At 43.5% G+C, this 19,013-nt stretch carries 12 protein-coding genes; 9 read left to right on the top strand and 3 right to left on the bottom strand.

Annotated elements, in window-relative coordinates; genetic code table 11:
- Positions 1 to 2: 2 nt before the first annotated feature.
- A complete protein-coding gene (locus ACA086_RS03365; protein WP_369746765.1) occupies positions 3 to 434 on the bottom strand; it encodes a TerB family tellurite resistance protein in 432 nt (143 codons plus the stop codon).
- 201 nt (positions 435 to 635) lie between these two features.
- Between ACA086_RS03365 and ACA086_RS03360 the strand changes: the two genes are divergently transcribed.
- From ACA086_RS03360 to mfd, 5 genes are read left to right on the top strand one after another with little or no spacing between them, the layout of a single operon-like run.
- A complete protein-coding gene (locus tag ACA086_RS03360; protein ID WP_371001925.1) occupies positions 636 to 1,655 on the top strand; it encodes a ligase-associated DNA damage response exonuclease in 1,020 nt (339 codons plus the stop codon).
- 10 nt (positions 1,656 to 1,665) lie between these two features.
- Entirely contained in the window at positions 1,666 to 3,270 is a 1,605-nt protein-coding gene (locus ACA086_RS03355) for an ATP-dependent DNA ligase (RefSeq protein WP_371001924.1), read from the top strand.
- A 10-nt stretch (positions 3,271 to 3,280) separates the two neighbouring features.
- Entirely contained in the window at positions 3,281 to 5,743 is a 2,463-nt protein-coding gene (locus ACA086_RS03350; protein WP_371001967.1) for a ligase-associated DNA damage response DEXH box helicase, read from the top strand.
- Between the two features lie 40 nt (positions 5,744 to 5,783).
- A complete protein-coding gene (gene pdeM, locus ACA086_RS03345) occupies positions 5,784 to 6,419 on the top strand; it encodes a ligase-associated DNA damage response endonuclease PdeM (protein ID WP_371001923.1) in 636 nt (211 codons plus the stop codon).
- 52 nt (positions 6,420 to 6,471) lie between these two features.
- Positions 6,472 to 9,843 carry a transcription-repair coupling factor gene (gene mfd, locus ACA086_RS03340; protein WP_371001966.1) on the top strand — a complete coding sequence of 1,124 codons (3,372 nt, stop codon included), beginning with the start codon at positions 6,472 to 6,474 and terminating at the stop codon, positions 9,841 to 9,843.
- Between the two features lie 16 nt (positions 9,844 to 9,859).
- On the opposite strand, the gene ACA086_RS03335 is transcribed toward mfd, so the two are convergent.
- Both ACA086_RS03335 and ACA086_RS03330 read right to left on the bottom strand, forming a co-directional pair.
- On the bottom strand, positions 9,860 to 10,519 hold the full coding sequence (locus ACA086_RS03335) for an aspartate kinase (RefSeq protein WP_369746760.1): 660 nt from the start codon (positions 10,517 to 10,519) through the stop codon (positions 9,860 to 9,862).
- A gap of 45 nt (positions 10,520 to 10,564) precedes the next feature.
- Positions 10,565 to 10,975, bottom strand: a complete 411-nt coding sequence (locus ACA086_RS03330) for a YraN family protein (protein ID WP_371001922.1) — start codon at positions 10,973 to 10,975, stop codon at positions 10,565 to 10,567.
- Between the two features lie 141 nt (positions 10,976 to 11,116).
- Between ACA086_RS03330 and ACA086_RS03325 the strand changes: the two genes are divergently transcribed.
- The 4 genes from ACA086_RS03325 to ACA086_RS03310 all read left to right on the top strand — a co-directional run bounded on the left by ACA086_RS03325 (position 11,117) and on the right by ACA086_RS03310 (position 19,013).
- On the top strand, positions 11,117 to 12,625 hold the full coding sequence (locus ACA086_RS03325) for a DUF1800 family protein (RefSeq protein ID WP_371001921.1): 1,509 nt from the start codon (positions 11,117 to 11,119) through the stop codon (positions 12,623 to 12,625).
- A 10-nt stretch (positions 12,626 to 12,635) separates the two neighbouring features.
- Positions 12,636 to 14,330: a DUF1501 domain-containing protein gene (locus tag ACA086_RS03320; RefSeq protein ID WP_371001920.1), complete on the top strand. Its 1,695-nt coding sequence runs from the start codon at positions 12,636 to 12,638 to the stop codon at positions 14,328 to 14,330.
- Positions 14,331 to 14,478: 148 nt separating this feature from the next.
- On the top strand, positions 14,479 to 16,557 hold the full coding sequence (gene metG / locus ACA086_RS03315; protein WP_371001919.1) for a methionine--tRNA ligase: 2,079 nt from the start codon (positions 14,479 to 14,481) through the stop codon (positions 16,555 to 16,557).
- Positions 16,558 to 16,658: 101 nt separating this feature from the next.
- Positions 16,659 to 19,013, top strand: coding sequence for a hypothetical protein (locus ACA086_RS03310; protein ID WP_371001918.1), 2,355 nt, complete (start codon positions 16,659 to 16,661; stop codon positions 19,011 to 19,013).

Genomic DNA, 19,013 nt, shown 5'->3' with positions numbered 1-19,013 from the left:
TGTTATTTCTTCTTTCGCTTCATCATATACAGGTAGTCCTCAAAATCGAATTTCCCCCTGAATAATATGATGGATCTGCGAATCACTTTTTCGGCTTTAGCTGGAGAATAGCCAAGTGCTAAGGCATACTTCTTAATCAACCTTACTTCGTCCTCGTCAATCCTGTGATCAGCGAATATAATATTGAACAGATCATATAGTCTTTCCAATCTCTCCTCTGAAGAATACGGAGCCTCGACAGGGTATTTGTTCTCCTTCTTCATTACCTCTCTGATTTCCTCTCCGGAAATATCCAGTTTAACGGCAAACTTATCAAGCACTTTTTGTTCGCTTGGGTTGATCTCTCCGTCAACTGCCGCAAGTGAGGCAATGGCTGCAAAATGCGCCAGGTTACTGCGCTTTTCACTGTGGTTATATAAATCTTTAATGGACATAATTTAACGTCTTTATAGTACACAAAGATACTTCATTTGGAAGGGAAAACGTCCATTTTTACTGCAATATTTTTCCCTTATCAGCCTCAGGGAACCAGGTTGTATCAAAAATTTTTGTATCTGATTTTATTCTGAGAATTCTCACAGCCTGAACATTTACTCAAATACAAAAAGCCCGAGATTTTGTACCTTGGCCCTGCTATGGAAAATCCACTATTAGCCTTTACGGAAAAGGGGATTTATTGTGAGAAAGCCAAGGTTTATCTCGATCCCTGGAAACCGGTTGAAAAGGCGATTATCTCACACGGCCATGCCGATCACAGTCGGTGGGGACACAAGCAATACATCACCCATAAACGCAATATCCCTATCATCAAACATCGGTTGGGAGATATCAGTGCTACTGGTGTAGCCTGGAATGAATCCTTCGTGGTCAACGGAGTGAAATTCAGCCTTCATCCTGCAGGGCATATCCCTGGTTCTTCTCAAATCAGGGTAGAACACAAAGGTGAGGTCTGGGTGTTTTCAGGGGATTATAAAGCCGAAGCAGATGGGCTGTCTACACCCTTTGAACCCGTTAGCTGTGACTCCTTTATCACCGAATGCACTTTTGGTTTGCCCGCCTTTAAATGGTCTCCCCAAAAAGAAGTGTTTCGGGATATCAATCAATGGTGGTCTGAAAACCGTGCAGAGGGAAAAACTTCTGTCCTATTCGGCTACAGCCTTGGGAAAGCTCAACGCCTCTTAAAACATCTCGATCCCTCTATCGGGAAGATTTATACCCATGCGGCCATAGAAAATATGAATGAAGTACTTCGCTCATTTCTCACTCTGCAGGAAACCGTTCGAATAACAAAGGAAACCAAAAAGGAAGAGCTCAGAGGCAACCTGGTTCTCGCGCCCCCAAGTGCACACGGAAGTACGTGGCTCAGGAAAATGGTTCCCTATGAAACAGCAACGGCAAGTGGATGGATGGCATTCAGAGGAGCACGCAGAAGAAGAGCTGTTGACAAAGGATTTGTGCTGAGTGACCATTGTGATTGGGCCGGACTGCTGAGTAGTATAGAGGCAACAGGGGCAAGTCGTGTTATCTGTACCCATGGGTATTCCGATATTTTTTCCCGATTTCTCAGGGAGAAAGGATATGATGCACGAACCGAAGAAACGCAATATGAAGGGGAACTGACTGAAATTAATCCAACATCGGGAGCTGAAAATTAGTTACAAGGAGATGAAGGAATTTGCCCAGCTTATAAGAAAATTAGACAGTACCAATAAAACGAAAGTTAAGGTAGAGGCACTGGCCGAATACTTTACAAATGCATACGATACGGATAAAGTATGGACCATCGCCATATTATCCCACAGAAGACCTCCCAGACCGGTAAATACTACCTTACTGAGAGAATGGGCCTCAGAAATAGCTGCGATTCCACTATGGCTTTTTGAAGAAAGCTACCATATCGTAGGGGATTTGGCCGAAACTATAGCCCTGGTGATTCCTGCATCTCAAAGAAAAATGAACATATCTCTTACTGATGTCCTGAAAGACCTGATTTCCCTAAAAAGCAAATCTGAAAAGGAGAAAAAAGCCTACCTCTTTGAGCATTGGCAAAGCTTTTCCTATTACGAACGCTTTGTCTTCACAAAATTTATCACAGGAGGATTCAGGATTGGAATCAGTCAGAAACTCATGACCAGGTCTCTTTCAAATGCCACAGGCATTGATGAAGATATCCTAGCCTACAAGCTAATGGGTAACTGGGATCCAAATACAATTTCATTCCAGGAGCTTGTACTCGAAGAAAAACAATCGGATGCCTTTTCCAAACCCTACCCTTTCTACCTGGCCTATGCTCTTGAGGGAGAACCTGAGAAATTGGGTAGTACTTCTCAGTGGTTTGCCGAACACAAATGGGATGGAATCCGATCACAGATGATCTTCAGAAACGGAGAAATATTTGTCTGGAGCAGAGGTGAGGAACTGGTCACTGATAAGTACCCTGAGTTTGCTGATCTGCTGAATTATATTCCTGACGGCACAGTAATCGACGGGGAAATCCTTCCCTTCCCCAATGAAACAATTGGCACTTTTAATGACCTGCAAAAACGAATCGGACGAAAAACAGTGAGCCGAAAACTATTGAATTCCTATCCAGTGATTGTGAAGGCATACGACCTCTTGGAATGGAATGGAAAAGATATCAGGTCGCGTCCATTTGAACAGAGACGAAAATTATTAGAGGACCTTGTAAAACCGCTAAGCTCTGACCCATCATTACCTATAGATCTGTCAGAGACAATGTCATTTGATAGTTGGTCTGAATTTGTCAGGGAACGCAGCCTGTCCAGGGAGAAAAAAAGTGAAGGCCTGATGTTAAAACGCAGAGACTCCCCTTATCTGGTAGGCCGAAAGAAAGGCGATTGGTGGAAATGGAAGGTAGATCCACTAACCATTGATGCGGTTCTTACTTATGCAATGAGAGGCCATGGCAGGCGCAGCAATTTGTTTACAGACTACACCTTTGGCCTGTGGAGTATCAACCCTGAAGGAGATAAAGAACTGGTGACTTTTGCCAAGGCCTATTCTGGACTTACCGATGAGGAATTTCGTAAGGTTGACGCCTGGATAAAGAAGAATACCCTGGAGCGGTTCGGGCCAGTGAGAAGTGTTACTCCTCAGCTCGTATTTGAAATCGCTTTTGAAGGGATTGCCCTTTCAGGACGGCATAAAAGCGGGGTTGCAACTCGCTTCCCTCGTATACTTCGTTGGAGGACCGACAAGAGTATAGAGCAGGCAAATACCCTGGAAGATCTGAAAAATCTTATTCCCTGAAACTGTAATGATGAAGAATAGTGTAGACGTATCTATTGCAGAAGACTGGTTTCAGGAACAGGGATGGTCTCCCTTCCCCTTTCAACGTAAAACCTGGAACGCTTATTTGGCAGGAAAAAACGGACTGCTCAATGCGCCTACCGGGAGTGGGAAGACATATGCCCTTTGGTTCCCCATAGTTCTGGACTATCTCAGAGAGCAAAAAGAAACAGGGGCTAAACACAAAAAAGGCCTGAAAGCGGTTTGGATCACCCCCTTACGAGCCCTCTCCCAGGAGATAAGGCAATCGGCAGAAAGGATCATTACAGATCTCGATCTTCCCCTGACAGTGGGAATACGAACCGGAGATACCTCGACAAAAGAAAGAAGCAGGCAGCGCAGAACTATGCCCGACCTGCTGATTACTACCCCGGAGAGCCTGCAGTTACTTCTGGCCACAAAAGGCTATGACAAAATGTTCAGGGGTTGCAAAGCCATCGTCGTGGACGAATGGCATGAACTGCTGGGTACTAAAAGAGGCGTACAGATGGAACTGGGTCTCTCAAGGATAAAGAGCCTGGCCCCCGAACTGAGGATTTGGGGAATCTCAGCTACCATTGGGAACCTGGAACAGGCAAGGCAGGTTTTGTTGGGGCCCGAAAGTAAAGCCCTGAGAAATTCTGTGATGATACGGGCAAGTCTTAATAAAAAGATTAATGTAATAAGTATCATCCCGGATGAAATTGAAACCTTTCCCTGGAGAGGTCACCTGGGACTGCGACTGCTGGATAGGGTGATTCCTATTATTAACAACAGCAAAACCACCTTACTTTTTACCAATACCCGGAGTCAATGTGAGATCTGGTATCAGAAAATCCTGGAAAAATATCCCGAGCTCGCGGGAGAAATGGCCATGCATCACGGCAGTATCAATAAAGATACCCGAATATGGGTGGAGGAAGCCATCCGGAAAGAAGAATTAAAGGCGGTGGTATGCACTTCAAGCCTCGATCTCGGGGTAGACTTTGCCCCCGTTGAGACGGTAATACAAATTGGCGGCCCCAAGGGAGTAGCCCGTTTCATGCAAAGAGCAGGCCGAAGTGGCCATCAGCCGGGAAAGGAAAGTGTCATATATTTTCTTCCCACTCATGCCATAGAATTAGTTGAAGCTTCTGCCCTGCAACAGGCTGTAATAAAACAGGCCGTAGAAGATCGTATTCCCTACCTCAACAGCTTTGATGTGCTCGTACAATACTTGATTACTCTGGCAGTGTCTGATGGTTTTTACCCCGCCGAAATCTACCCTGAAATTAAAAGTACTTTTTGCTATCAGGGCATTTCAGAAGATGAGTGGCGCTGGTTGATAAATTTTGTTGTTATGGGGAGTCAGAGCCTGCAGTCCTATGACGAATACAAAAAAGTAGAAGTCTCGGAAGAGGGTAAGCTGCAGGTGAACAACCGGGGGATTGCAATGAGACACAGATTCCAGATTGGGACCATTGTTGGGGATGCACATCTTACAGTTCGTTATCAAAAGGGGGGATATATCGGCTCGATAGAAGAATATTTTATTTCCAAACTCAGTCCGGGAGATGTGTTCACTTTCGCAGGCAGGAATCTTGAATTTATCCGGATAAAAGAAATGCAGGCCCTGGTCCGAAATTCAAAAAAGAAGACCAGCAAGGTACCCAGCTGGATGGGCGGCAGACTCACCCTGTCAGCCCAGATGTCGCAGCTCCTTCGTGAAGAACTATATTCGGCCAATTTACCTGTAGCGAAGCAATCTGAAGCTATACAATGTCTGGCTCCTATCTTTAAAAGACAGGAGGAAGAAAGCATTGTTCCAGGACCCGATGAGTTCCTCATTGAATCATTTAAAACACGCGACGGATACCACCATATTTTTTATCCCTTTGAAGGAAGATTTGTTCATGAAGCTATGGGAAGTTTACTGGGTTATCGGGTAAGTCTGCTCTCCCCTATTACTTTTTCCCTTGCCTTTAACGACTATGGATTTGAATTGCTTTCTGATCAGGAAATAGATATCCGGGCTATTATTGACAATGATCTTTTCAGCCCTTCTTATCTCTTAGACGACCTGCAAAAAAGCCTCAATTCAACAGAGATGGCCAGGCGAAAATTCCGTGATATTGCAGTGATCAGCGGATTGGTTTTTACAGGCTATCCAGACAAAGGAGTAAAAATGAAACACCTGCAAAGCAGTTCTCAACTCCTGTTTGAAGTATTTAAAGACTATGAACCAGACAACCTCCTCTATCTCCAGTCATATAGGGAAACCTTTGAGCATCAGCTGGAAGAGGGACGACTACGTCTCGCCCTTGAGAGAATTGGCAATCAAAACATCGTTTGGAAAAGATGTAAAAGGCCAACCCCTTTCTCCTTTCCCATCATCACCGATCGCTTAAGAGAGAAAATGTCGAGTGAAAAACTTGCCGACCGTATCAGAAAGATGACAAAGATCCTGATGAAGTAATCTAAGACAAGAATTTGCTTTTCTGCTTATCTTTGAATCCATGACCACTCAGCTCCTGAACATTTTACAACAACAACTCGAACTTCATCCTTCCGGAGTAATGTTCTGGCATAATGAGGAAGTACTGCTAATCAGTGATGTACACCTTGGAAAAGTATCTCATTTCAGAAAATACGGGGCGGCGGTTCCTCAACAGGCCATCCATCAAAACTTTGAAATGTTGCAGCAAACCCTGCTTCATTTTCAACCGAAAACCATTTGTTTTCTGGGAGATCTGTTCCATTCAAGTTTGAACAGGGAATGGCTGTTGTTTGAGCAATGGGTTAAAAATGCCGGCGTAAAGATGATCCTCATCGCAGGAAACCACGATATTATTTCTCCTTTAAAATACGAGGCCCTGGGAATCAATCTGAGAAAAGAACTTGTCTGGGGTCCGTTCCTGCTCACCCATTATCCGGAAGAAAGAGAAGGGCTGTTTAATTTATCGGGCCATATCCACCCTGCTGTCAAGCTGAAAGGTCATGGAAGGCAAAGCCTACGTCTGCCGTGCTTTTTCAGAAGTCGGCATCAATTAATCCTGCCCGCTTTCGGAACTTTTACCGGTTCTCATATCCTGACAAAAAACAAGGAAGATGAGGTTTATGCCATAGCTGATGCCGAAGTAATAAAAATTTAGGGCCTCGTTGCAGAAGCAGCCATCCCGCCTTATCTTTGCAAAAACATTACCGCTGACAAAAAGCACCATTCCTTCCTTGTACTCACAGTCTCCTAAACTCAGGAAACTGCAGAATTCTATTGCTCAATCTCAAAATAAGATAAGCCTTAAGGGGCTTGTAGGCTCGGCCAGATCCTTTGTTGTTGCGGAAGCTTTCAGGTCGTCAGATCAACCATTTCTTTGGATTTTACGGGATAAGGAAGAGGCAGCCTATTGCCTTAATGATCTGGAACAATTCTTCGGGGAGGAAATAGTATTTTTTTATCCTGGCAGTTATCGAAGACCCTATCAGATAGAAGAGACAGACAATGCCAATGTGCTTCTTCGGGCTGAGGTACTCAATCGTATCAATTCCAGAAAAAAGCCAGCCATTATAGTTACTTATCCAGATGCTCTTTTTGAAAAAGTAGTCACCCGTAAGGAACTGGAAAGGAACACCCAGAAAATAAAGACAGGCGATACAATTTCCCTTGATTTTCTAAATGAAGTCTTGTTTGAATATAAGTTTAACAGGGTTGACTTTGTGACGGAACCGGGAGAATTTGCCGTCCGGGGAGGTATAGTTGATGTATTCTCATTCTCGCATGACCAGCCTTATCGAATTGAATTTTTTGGGGATGAAATAGACAGTATCAGGACTTTTGATGTGGAAACTCAGCTTTCAACAGAAAAAGTAAAAAAGATCACTATCATCCCAAATGTGGAAAACAAGTTTTCTAAAGAATCTCGTGAGAGTTTCCTCAAATATATCAGTCCGACAACAACCGTATTTGTAAGTGATCTGGATGTTCTACAGGAACGTATTTCCGGATTTTTTGAAAAGGCAAAAGTTGCATTTGCAGAACTCTCTGAGGAGATACAGCATTCGCATCCCGAAAAACTATTTACAAGTCCGGAAAACATCAGGGATGAACTGCAGCAATTTTCCCTGGTCACCTTTGAAAATAATCAGCATTCCACAGCCTCTGATGATTTGGTCTTTCACACCAGACCACAACCTGCATTTAACAAGAAATTCGACCTCCTTCTGGCCAATTTAAATGAAAACGAGGCCGGGGGGTATAACAACTATATCTTCTGTTCCTCAGAACAGCAAGCCCAGAGGTTTCACGACATCTTCGATCAAATTGGGAAGTCTGTTCATTATCAAACTTTGGTTGCGCCAATCCATGAAGGCTTTATTGACGATGATGAAAAATTGGCTTGCTATACTGATCATCAGATCTTTGAACGCTATCACAAGTTCCAGATTAAAAACGGCTACGCCAAAAAACAGGCCATCAGCCTAAAAGAACTCAATAAGCTAACAGTTGGAGATTACGTTACCCATATCGATCACGGAATTGGAAAGTTTGGCGGACTTAAAAAAATAGATGTTGAAGGGAAACAGCAAGAGGCCATCAAACTGATGTATGGGGAACGGGACATCCTCTATGTAAGTATCCACTCCCTGCACAAGATTTCAAAATACAATGGGAAAGACGGTGCGGTCCCTAAAATCTACAAGCTGGGTTCTGCAGCATGGAAGAAGTTAAAGCAGAAAACAAAATCCAGGGTCAAGAAAATTGCCTTTGACCTGATCAGCGTTTACGCTAAACGAAGACTCGACAAAGGTTTTGCCTATGCCCCTGACAGTTATTTGCAACACGAATTGGAGGCCTCATTTATCTATGAAGATACCCCCGATCAGGTTACGGCAACACAGGACATTAAAAAAGATATGGAGCGGGAAAGGCCTATGGACCGACTCATTTGCGGAGATGTTGGATTTGGCAAGACCGAAGTCGCTATCCGGGCCGCTTTTAAGGCCGTAGATAACGGCAAACAGGTTGCCGTTCTGGTTCCTACTACCATTCTTGCGTTTCAGCACTACAGGACGTTTACTGAACGACTGGCAGATATGCCTGTGAAGGTGGATTATCTCAATCGGTTCAGGACCGCAAAAGAAAAGAGAGAAACCCTGGCAGAATTGGCAGAAGGAAAGGTAGAAATAATCATCGGGACACATCAATTGGTTAATAAGAATGTAGTGTTCAAAGATCTCGGACTGCTTATTGTAGACGAAGAGCAAAAATTCGGAGTTGCCGTAAAGGACAAACTCAAGGCCATTAAGGAGAATGTGGATGTACTAACACTTACAGCAACCCCCATTCCAAGAACACTTCAATTTAGCCTGATGGCGGCCAGAGATCTTTCTGTGATCACTACGCCTCCTCCAAACCGTTACCCTATCGAGAGTCACGTTATCAGGCTCGATGAAGCGAGTATCAGGGATGCCATCACCTATGAAATGCAGAGGGGAGGGCAGGTCTTTTTCATCCACAACCGTATACAGAATATCAAAGAAGTGGCCGGCATGTTACAACGCCTGGTTCCAGATGCTAAAATCAGGGTAGGACATGGACAAATGGAAGGGAAAAAACTGGAGACCCTTATGCTGGCATTTATGAATGGGGAATTTGACGTACTGGTCTCTACGACCATTGTGGAGAGTGGCCTTGACGTTACCAATGCCAATACTATCTTTATCAACAATGCCAATAATTTCGGCCTGAGCGACCTCCACCAGATGAGGGGTCGGGTTGGAAGAAGTAATAAAAAGGCCTTTTGTTACTTTATAACTCCCCCCTATCACGTTATGACTACCGAAGCAAGGAAGCGTATTGAAGCCCTTGAACAATTCACAGAATTGGGGAGTGGATTTAATATTGCGATGAAAGATCTTGAAATAAGGGGCGCGGGTGACCTCCTTGGAGGGGAACAAAGTGGATTTATCAATGAAATTGGTTTTGAGACCTATCAGAAGATTCTGGCCGAGGCCATTGAGGAATTAAAAGAAAATGAATTCAAGGATCTTTACGAAGATGAGGGCGAAGAGAAGAACTATGTAAGAGAAACACAAATTGATTCTGATTTTGAACTCCTCTTCCCTGATGAATATGTAAATAATATTACGGAAAGACTGAATTTGTACACCGAACTCAATGCGATCTCTGAAGAGAAAAAACTGCAGGAATACCAGGTTCATCTGCGCGACAGGTTTGGCCCTCTGCCTACATCTGTTGAAGACCTGCTAAATTCGGTGCGAATTAAATGGTTCGCCGGCAAAATCGGACTTGAAAAGGTAGTGATGAAAAAAGGGAAATTTCTGGGGTATTTTGTCGGAGACCAGCAGTCTGCTTTTTACCAGAGCGATACCTTTACCAGGGTATTGCAATATGTACAATCCCACCCCGGGATCTGCAGAATCAAGGAAAAGCAAACCAGGAACGGCCTGAGACTGATGCTGATATTTGAGAATGTACATTCAACTGCCACTGCATTGGAGGTTTTACGTCCAATTGTAGGAGAAACTGTAGAAGAATCCCAGCCTGCTTCCAGATAATAGCAAATAAGTTGACTTAAAGATTTTTCAGGTCTTTGATTGTCTTGAAGGCCATATCTACCTGTTCATCATTCACTATAATTGTGAATTCATTTGTAGTTGAGATGACTTCAAACAAGACAATACCTTCCCATGCCAGGCGCTGAAAAATAAAGTAGTAAATGCCCGGAACAGAGACATTCTCGGCAGGAAGTTTTACGGTAATGGAGGATAGATTGGAAGCTTTCTGGGTGCATTTCTCCTTCTTGAAGAGTGACTCCACAATAGGATCCAGGCTGTTACTCACCACAATATTCAATTCATTCACACCCCGGGAGGAGGTATAAAAAACGTCCTTGTTCTTACTGACTTCCTGCAGTAGCTGTGTCTGATTTTCAAGTATACTATCTGAAACCAGAAAAGTAAAATCGGTAAGGGAAGATCTTACCGTAATTTCTCCAATATTCTTTAAAACTTTGATAATCCTGTGTGTCGCCCTGAACTCAAGATCGTCGGAAAGGCGTTTCAGGGCCATCACAATGGCCCCATTGCGAACCTCTTTTCCGAGTTCCTCTTCAATTTCTGGCTTGATAATACGAGACAGGGAGGTGAGATTAATGATTCCCTGAGACAAAGCACTTTGTAAAAAAGGCTTTTTCCTGATGTATTGTTCTACTACTGAAGAAATCGTCTTCATGTCATTTTTTTCAAAAATAACAAAATGTTACAAATAAAACGTTTGCTAGTAATGTGAAAAGGCGGCTTCGAGATGTTCCAGGCTATGTTTATCCTTAGAATGAAGGATGAGAATGATGTCAAAACGTACCTCAACATTGAGGTTGTTCTTTATTACATAATGATCTGCTGCTTTTATTAATCGACTTCTTTTCTTAAGATTCACGGCATCGGCTAATGATCTAAGGTGTCCTAAGCGCCTCATTTTAACCTCTACTACTGCCAGAATACCATCTTTTTGAGCAAGGATATCGATTTCTGCTTTGCCAAAGCGGTAATTTCTTTCTCTGATGCTGTAGCCCTTCTTAACAAGGCTCTGAACAGCCATATCTTCTCCTTTCCTCCCCAATTCATTCTGCATCCTCATATTCACCTGAAAATTAACAAAATAGCGCATTTCGTCGAAAAGTAGGTTCATTTAACCGGAATTTTGGTCCTGAGATTGTACATTAGATCTCCGGATATCGAAAATACCGGGTTTTCCATACTAAGTAAATGGATTAAGCGTTAAGAATTTGCCCCTACACACATGAACGTTCTTAAAGCCTAAAAAATAACTATGGAATACTTCGTTAATTGTAACACTTCTACATTAGCGCCTTACACAACACCCCTGGACAAAGTCAGGGCAGCGCATTTGTACAGAAGACTAGGGTTTAGTGCCTCAGTACAGACTATAGACCAGGCCGTGGGTCAGAATGCAGGTACACTCGTAGACAACCTGATCAATGAGGCCCTTGCCATGCCACCTCTTGTTGCTCCCCCATGGGCCGATTGGAATAACAGCAACTATCCAGACGACGATGATCTCGCCCGGCAGCTGAGACGAGCTCAGGCTGAAGAGTGGGCTGTTGCCTACACCAATGGAATGCTGAACAACAATCTCCGCGACCGTTTGAGTTTTTTCTGGAGCAACCACTTTGTAACCGAATTGGATGTCTATGATTGTAATAGCTTCTTATACTATTATATTGATTGTCTGCAGCGTAACGCAATCGGGAATTTTAAAACCTTCGTAAGCGAAATAGGCCTTACCAGTGCTATGTTGTATTATCTCGACGGGGCCTACAACAATGGGAACAATCCTAATGAAAATTACGCCCGTGAGCTTTACGAACTATTTACTCTGGGTGAAGGGAACGGCTATACAGAACAGGATATAATCGAAACTGCCAGGGCTTTAACCGGCTATGTGGAAAGAGGCGAAATTGGCTGTAGCCAGGTAACTTTTGATCCAACCCGTTTTGATGCCGGAAGCAAAACTATTTTAGGACAAACCGGGAATTGGAACTACGATGATGTTATTGACATCTTATTCCAGCAGCGTCCCAATGAAATTGCCACTTTTATCTGTCAGAAATTATACGAATATTTCGTTCACCCTGATTCTTCTGACGATGCCGGCAACGCACAGGTCATTATCAACGGTTTAGCGACTACAATGGTCTCAAACAACTTTGAAATTGCCCCGGTTTTATCTCAACTCTTTAAAAGTGAACACTTTTTTGACGATGAAGCCATTGGTGTAATTATCAAGAGTCCGTTCGATATCTATCTGAATCTTATAAAGGAAACCAATTTTGCATATAATGACAATACAGTACTCAATGTTATAGATACAACCAGGATGCTGGGTCAGGAATTATTTGATCCTGTTGATGTTGCGGGATGGCAACGAGACCGAACCTGGATAAACACCAATTTTATTATTGGAAGATGGTTAACCGTAGAGGTTTTCCTGGAAATTTTCTTTCAGTCGAATCAGGAACAATTCAGAACCCTGGCCATGGATGCCGTAGGACCGGCAGACAGCAATACTAGTAACCCGGAAACCGTGGTTCGGGCTATAGTGAACAAGTTCACCCCCCTGGGGTTACTTACGGCCCAGGATTTTGAAAATGCCATGGATGTATTTAAAATTGAAGATGTACCGGAGGAATATTACGGCTCAGATTATGTCCCCGGAGGACTGGGCCTATGGATGTTATCCGTAAGTCCGGAAGTTCCACAACAGGTCTTTTTACTCCTGAAGCATTTATCAAGACAACCTGAGTTTCAACTTAAATAAACCTACTATTATGTGCAATAATCATATCCCAATAAATATTAAGAATAACAACGGGCACGACGAAGAACACAAGTTCTGGAGCAGGCGTTCCTTTCTGCAGGCCATAGGTATTGCCGGATCCGGATCTATGATGCTGGGCAGCAATATGCTTACAGCTTCCGCTCCATCACCCCTAACTGCAGCCATTGCCAATGCCGATTCGGATAATATACTTATCCTGATTCGTCTATCGGGAGGAAACGACGGATTGAGTACTGTGATTCCGATTGAGCAATACGACCTCTATGCAAATGCGAGGCCGAATATTTACATCCCGGAAAGTAAAGTGCTGAAACTTACTGATGATTTTGGAATACCTTCCTATATGAACTCCCTTGAATCCATGTGGGGTGAAGGACAGTTTAAAGCCGTACACGGTGTAGGGTATGAAAACCAGAGTCTTTCCCATTTTACGGGCTCGGATATATATGCCAATACAGATCTGACCACCACAGGATTTTCCGGACTCAACACCGGATGGATGGGACGATACTTTGAAGATATCTATCCCGATTATCTGATTAATCCACCTGCCTCCCCGGCAGCCATACAGATCGGGAATTTTGGGAGCCTTGTATTTCAAGGTGAAGAGACAAATTACGCCTTCGTGACTTCTAATATCGATCAATTGGAAGAAATAGCAGAATCAGGTGTTCAATACAGCCTGGATCCCACACTTTTCAATGATTGTATGTACGGGGATCAATTGAGATTCCTAAGGGGCGTAGCCAATACTACATATGAGTATTCTGGGCTCATCCATGAAGCCTATGAGCGAGGACAAAACCAGGTACAATATCAGGATAATGGCTTTGCACGACAACTGGCACTGTTAGCCCGTCTAATAAAAGGAAATCTGGGAACCAAAGTGTATATGATCTCTATGGGTGGTTTCGATACCCACGGAAATCAACCATTGGCCCATGAACGCCTGATGTCTAACCTCTCTATTGCCATCAACAATTTCTACGAAGACATCGCCTTTACCCAACAGGACGACAAAGTGCTGAGCATGACCTTCTCCGAGTTCGGAAGAAGGATCTTTGAAAACGGATCTAACGGTACCGACCACGGTAAAGCTGCCCCTACCCTTTTCTTCGGATCAGGGCTGAACGGTAGTGCTTTTGTGGGAGATCATCCTTCCCTGGAAAATCCCAACGGAAGAGGAAATCTCGAATATACCATGGACTTCAGGGATCTGTACGCCACTGTTCTCGCCGAATGGATGTGCGTCCCCATACCTTTGGTGGAACAGCATCTGTTAGATCATCCCTATGCCCCGGTGAATCTAGGATTTAATTGTAGTGGAGTACAATTTCCGGACATTGCTTACAGCGATGAACCATTTACCCCACCAACACCAATGGATCCTAATTCGGAAGACCCGAGTGAAGAACTGCTGAATGCCATTGTTCACAAACCTTTTTACCCTACTCAGGAGAGTCCGCATATCTATCTCGAGATGCCATTTAGTGCACATGTGGATATTCAGCTTTACAATATCCTGGGACAGAACGTGGGTACTGTCTACAATGAGGTGATGTTTGAAGGATCTGTAGAGATCAATATCAGGGAGAGAATGCCAAAGCATCTCTCTACCGGGAAGTACATCTACCGTATCCAGGTTCAGGATAAAAAAATGTCTAAATCCGTTATGGTAGCGTAAGCTGCCCCTACGACGCTATAGCAGCCTCCGTATTTCCGGAACAAGAAATTCATCTTGTGTCCCGGACATACGGAGGTTTTCTTTTTTCCTCCCGCCGGAGAGCAGGCATTAAAAAATGGTTATTTTTGTGCCTTAATCCTTGAGCTTAATGGCATCGGAACCTAAGAAATTCTCCAAGCACACTATAACTGCTGCATTACCATATACCAATGGCCCTATTCATATCGGGCATTTAGCAGGGGTGTATGTCCCCGCTGATATTTATGCCCGTTTTTTACGTCTTACCGGCAGAGAAGTTGTTTTTGTTTGCGGCAGCGATGAACACGGCTTTGCCATACCGATGAAGGCAAAAAAAGAGGGAGTGTCACCCAAAGAGCTGGTCGATAAATATCATGGGATCATTAAAAAATCCTTTGAGGATTTCGGAATTACTTTTGACAACTATTCCAGAACCTCTGCAAAGATCCATCATCAGACCGCCAGTAATTTTTTCCTCAAACTTTATGATAAAGGAGATTTCATTGAAGAAACATCAGCACAGCTTTACGATGAACAGGAAGAGCAATTTCTTGCTGATCGGTTTGTGACAGGGACTTGTCCCAAATGCGGACATGAAGAGGCCTATGGGGACCAATGTGAAAACTGTGGCTCTTCCCTGAATGCCACCGACCTCATCAACCCAAAATCGACCCTTTCCGGTGCAATCCCAACCCTGAAGGAAACAAAACACTGGTTTCTGCCTTTGGAACGATACGAAGATTTCCTGAAACAATGGATTCTGGCAGAACATAAAAATGACTGGAAGCCCAATGTTTATGGCCAGTGTAAGTCATGGATTGACGACGGACTTAAACCCAGGGCGGTGACGCGGGACCTCGACTGGGGAATTCCCGTTCCGGTAGAAGGGGGTGAAGGGAAGGTGTTGTATGTATGGTTTGATGCTCCGATTGGATATATTTCTTCTACCAAAGAATGGGCCGAACGTGAAGGAAAAGACTGGAGACCCTATTGGCAGGGGGAAGACACCAAGTTGGTCCACTTTATAGGGAAAGATAATATTGTGTTCCATTGTATCATTTTCCCCAGTATGCTCAAGGCGCATGGCGACTTTATCCTGCCCGAAAATGTGCCTGCCAACGAATTTCTAAACCTCGAAGGACAGAAATTATCAACCTCCAAAAACTGGGCAGTATGGCTGCATGAATATCTGCTCGACTTCCCCAATGCACAGGATGTACTTCGGTATACCCTGACGGCAAACGCACCTGAGACCAAGGATAATGATTTTACCTGGGCCGATTTCCAGGCACGCAACAACAATGAACTTGTGGCCATTTTTGGGAATTTTGTAAACAGGGTGGTTGTCCTTACCCAAAAATATTACCAGGGAGTTGTTCCGGAAGCGGGAGTATTGACTTCAGATGACAAGGAAGCCTTGAGAGCCCTTCGGCAGTTTCCGGAAGACATCGCTGATTCCATTGAGCGATATCGCTTCAGAGAAGCCGGTCAGGAATTGATGAACCTCGCCCGTCTTGGAAACAAATACCTGGCAGATCAGGAACCCTGGAAGGTGATTAAGGAAGATGAAAGCAGAGTAGCGACCATCATGCATACCGCTTTACAGATTGCAGCAGGTCTGGCTGTTCTGAGTGAACCCTTTTTGCCCTTTACTTCAGAAAAACTAAAAGTGATGCTGGGCTTTGGGGAAATGACTGCAGAATTGGGATGGGATAGTATTTCATCAGAAAAAACCCTGATTCCACAAGCACATGTTTTAGGAAAACCCGAGTTGTTGTTTCGGAAAATTGAGGACAGCGAGATTACAGCACAACTCGATAAATTACAGGCTACAAGAAAAGCTAACACCTCACAAAATAAAGATGTAATGCCACAAAAAGAAACCATCACCTACGATGACTTTACCAAAATGGATATGAGAGTAGGGACCATACTCGAAGCAGAAAAAATGCCAAAAACCAAAAAACTCATGGTGCTTAAAGTGGATACGGGGATTGACATAAGAACCATTGTCTCGGGAATTGCAGAGCATTATTCTGCCGAGGAAATTATTGGAAAAAAAGTCACTGTATTGGTGAATCTGGCTCCCAGACCTTTACGAGGCGTTGAAAGTGAAGGGATGATCTTAATGACAGAGAACGAGGAAGGTAGTTTGGTTTTTTTAAGTCCGGATGCCTCAGACGTCAATAACGGAGCGACTATTTCCTAGACTGTATCTTGTATTTCTTTAAAGAAAAAGTACTTCCAATTTCTTTTATTTTTTGTAGGATTCCCCTTTCTTTGAATCTTCAATAACACAAGTACCCTGCTATGAAATATCTGCTTCTCTCATTTTTCTTACTTACTTTTTCTCACACAATGGCCCAGCCACCATCTGCGGTTGATGATGTAGTTCCTGCTTTTGAGGCATATTCAGAACTCCCGAGGGAAGTGGTGTTTGTACATCTCAACAAATCCGTATTTATAAAAGGAGAAGGAGTTGGGTACAAGGCCTATGTACTCGACAAGGATACAAAGAAACGTTCGCTGGAAACGAAAAATCTCTACTGTATCATACAGGACAGTCTCGATCGGGATGTAAAAAAACAACTTATCAGAATAGAAAATGGCGTGGGAAGCGGATTGATCAGGCTCGACAGTACCTTTACAACGGGCAGCTATCGCTTTAAAGCGTATACCAACTGGATGCGTAATTTTTCCGAAGCCAATTATTATGAACAGGAGCTGACCGTTATAGATCCGGAGAAAACTGAGGAGATCGCAACAGAGGAAATTGAATTGCAGGTCGACGCACAATTCCTCCCGGAAAGCGGGCATGCTCTGGTTGGGATCAATTCCATTTACGGGGTCGTCATTAAAGATGAAAAAGGTTTTGGTTTCCCATTTGTGGAAGGAACCGTAGAAGACGAAACAGGGAAGGCAGTGGCGAACTTTAAACTAAACTCCTTCGGAATTGGAAGGTTTGCCCTTATCCCAAAACAGGGAATTAGATACTTTGCCACCTTCAGTATTAATAACAAAGATTTTAAAATCCCTGTGGGGTATATAGAAAGACAAGGGATAAGTTGTACTATTCAGGACCTCAGGGATAAACTCGGACTGATCTTAAATGCCAGATTGGATCAGGCAAATCAGAAGGATCAGAATTTTCTACTCAGCATACACAACGGAGACAGCATAAAAGCTGTTGACATTTCCTTTGCAGATCAGGACCAGGTAATCAAAGTATTTCCGAAACAGGACCTCTATCCCGGAATCAATGTATTTACCCTCTTTGATCAAACCGGAACACCTGTATTTGAGCGACTATATTTTAACCATAAGGGTGTTGTAACCCATAAAATCGAAGCGGCTAAACACTCCTATAATAATGATTCCATTAAAGTTTCGTTTTCTGTAAAGGGAATCGATCCAAAATACTGGAATTCCCTAAGTGTTTCGGTCCTTCCGGAAAATACCGGGGCTTATAAAGGACACCATAACCTGCCATCCTATACCCTCCTTACCCCCTATCTTAAAGGCCCGGTTGAAAACGCCTCTTACTACTTTATCAACCCGACACCGAGAAAAGCCTATGAATTAGACAATCTTCTCCTTACCCAAGGGTGGAGCAGTTACCAATGGAATACGATTATAAACAAGCCCCCCAAATATCTCTTCGATTTTGAAAAAGGGATTACCTATAAAGTGACCTTTAATGAGAAGAAGACAAACGACTATTTTATCTCGCCAACAAAATTCAATGACTCTGAATTCATCACTGTAGCCGAGGAGCAGGAATTTTTTTCGAAGGATAACTTCTTTCCCATCGATGGCGAAAAATTAGAGATAGCGGCGATTGACAAAAATGGCAAGTGGTATCAACCTAAGATTTTTGTGCAGTTTAAACCCTCTTACACGCCTCCACTAGGGTTAAATCAGGTGTCAATACTTGGAAATAAGGAAGGTAGAATTTTAAAAGAAGTTCAGGAAGCTTCAGCATTCGAGGGCTTCTACAAGGTACAGATGCTCGATGAAGTACTGTTGCTTGAAGAAAGTAAGGCACAAAGGATTGAGAAAATTAGAAACAATAGTGTGGGCAGAGTTGATTTCTTTGAGGATGATGACTGGCGACGTAATATGATGTTAAGTACCTATCTTAGTTCAAGGGGGTATGCCATAGATGAAAGCTCCGGGGTATTCACAATCAGGGCAAGAAATCCGAATTCTCTCAACAACGCAACCCCTTTGATTATTCTCGACGGGGTACAGCTCACTAATTTTACACTCCTATATCGATTCGCTATGGATCAGGTCGATTATATCGAAATAAATCCTTCAGGTGTGGGCGCGGGTATCCGAGGCGGGGGCGGTGTGATACGTATCGTCACGGATCCGTCAAGAGCTCGGAGGGCACAATTCGGAAACAGTCTGATCGACTATGACATCCCAATAACATTTACTTCAGACAAACGATTTTACAATCCCATGTACAATAGTTATTCGGGTACTTTTTTTAATAGTTTCGGAGCTATCGACTGGCATCCTATGGTGGTAGTTGATACCCAGGGTATTGGGCAATTCAGCTTTTTGAATTACGGCCTGCCCGCTGTTAAGCTGTATATTGAGGGAATCGTAAATGATAACGAATTTGTATCTGATGTTGTTGAACTGAAGATTCAATAG

This window comes from Muriicola sp. E247 (assembly GCF_041358175.1).
In the GTDB taxonomy this organism is placed as follows: Bacteria; Bacteroidota; Bacteroidia; order Flavobacteriales; family Flavobacteriaceae; genus Muriicola.
This window is presented reverse-complemented; position numbering and strand designations above follow the sequence as displayed.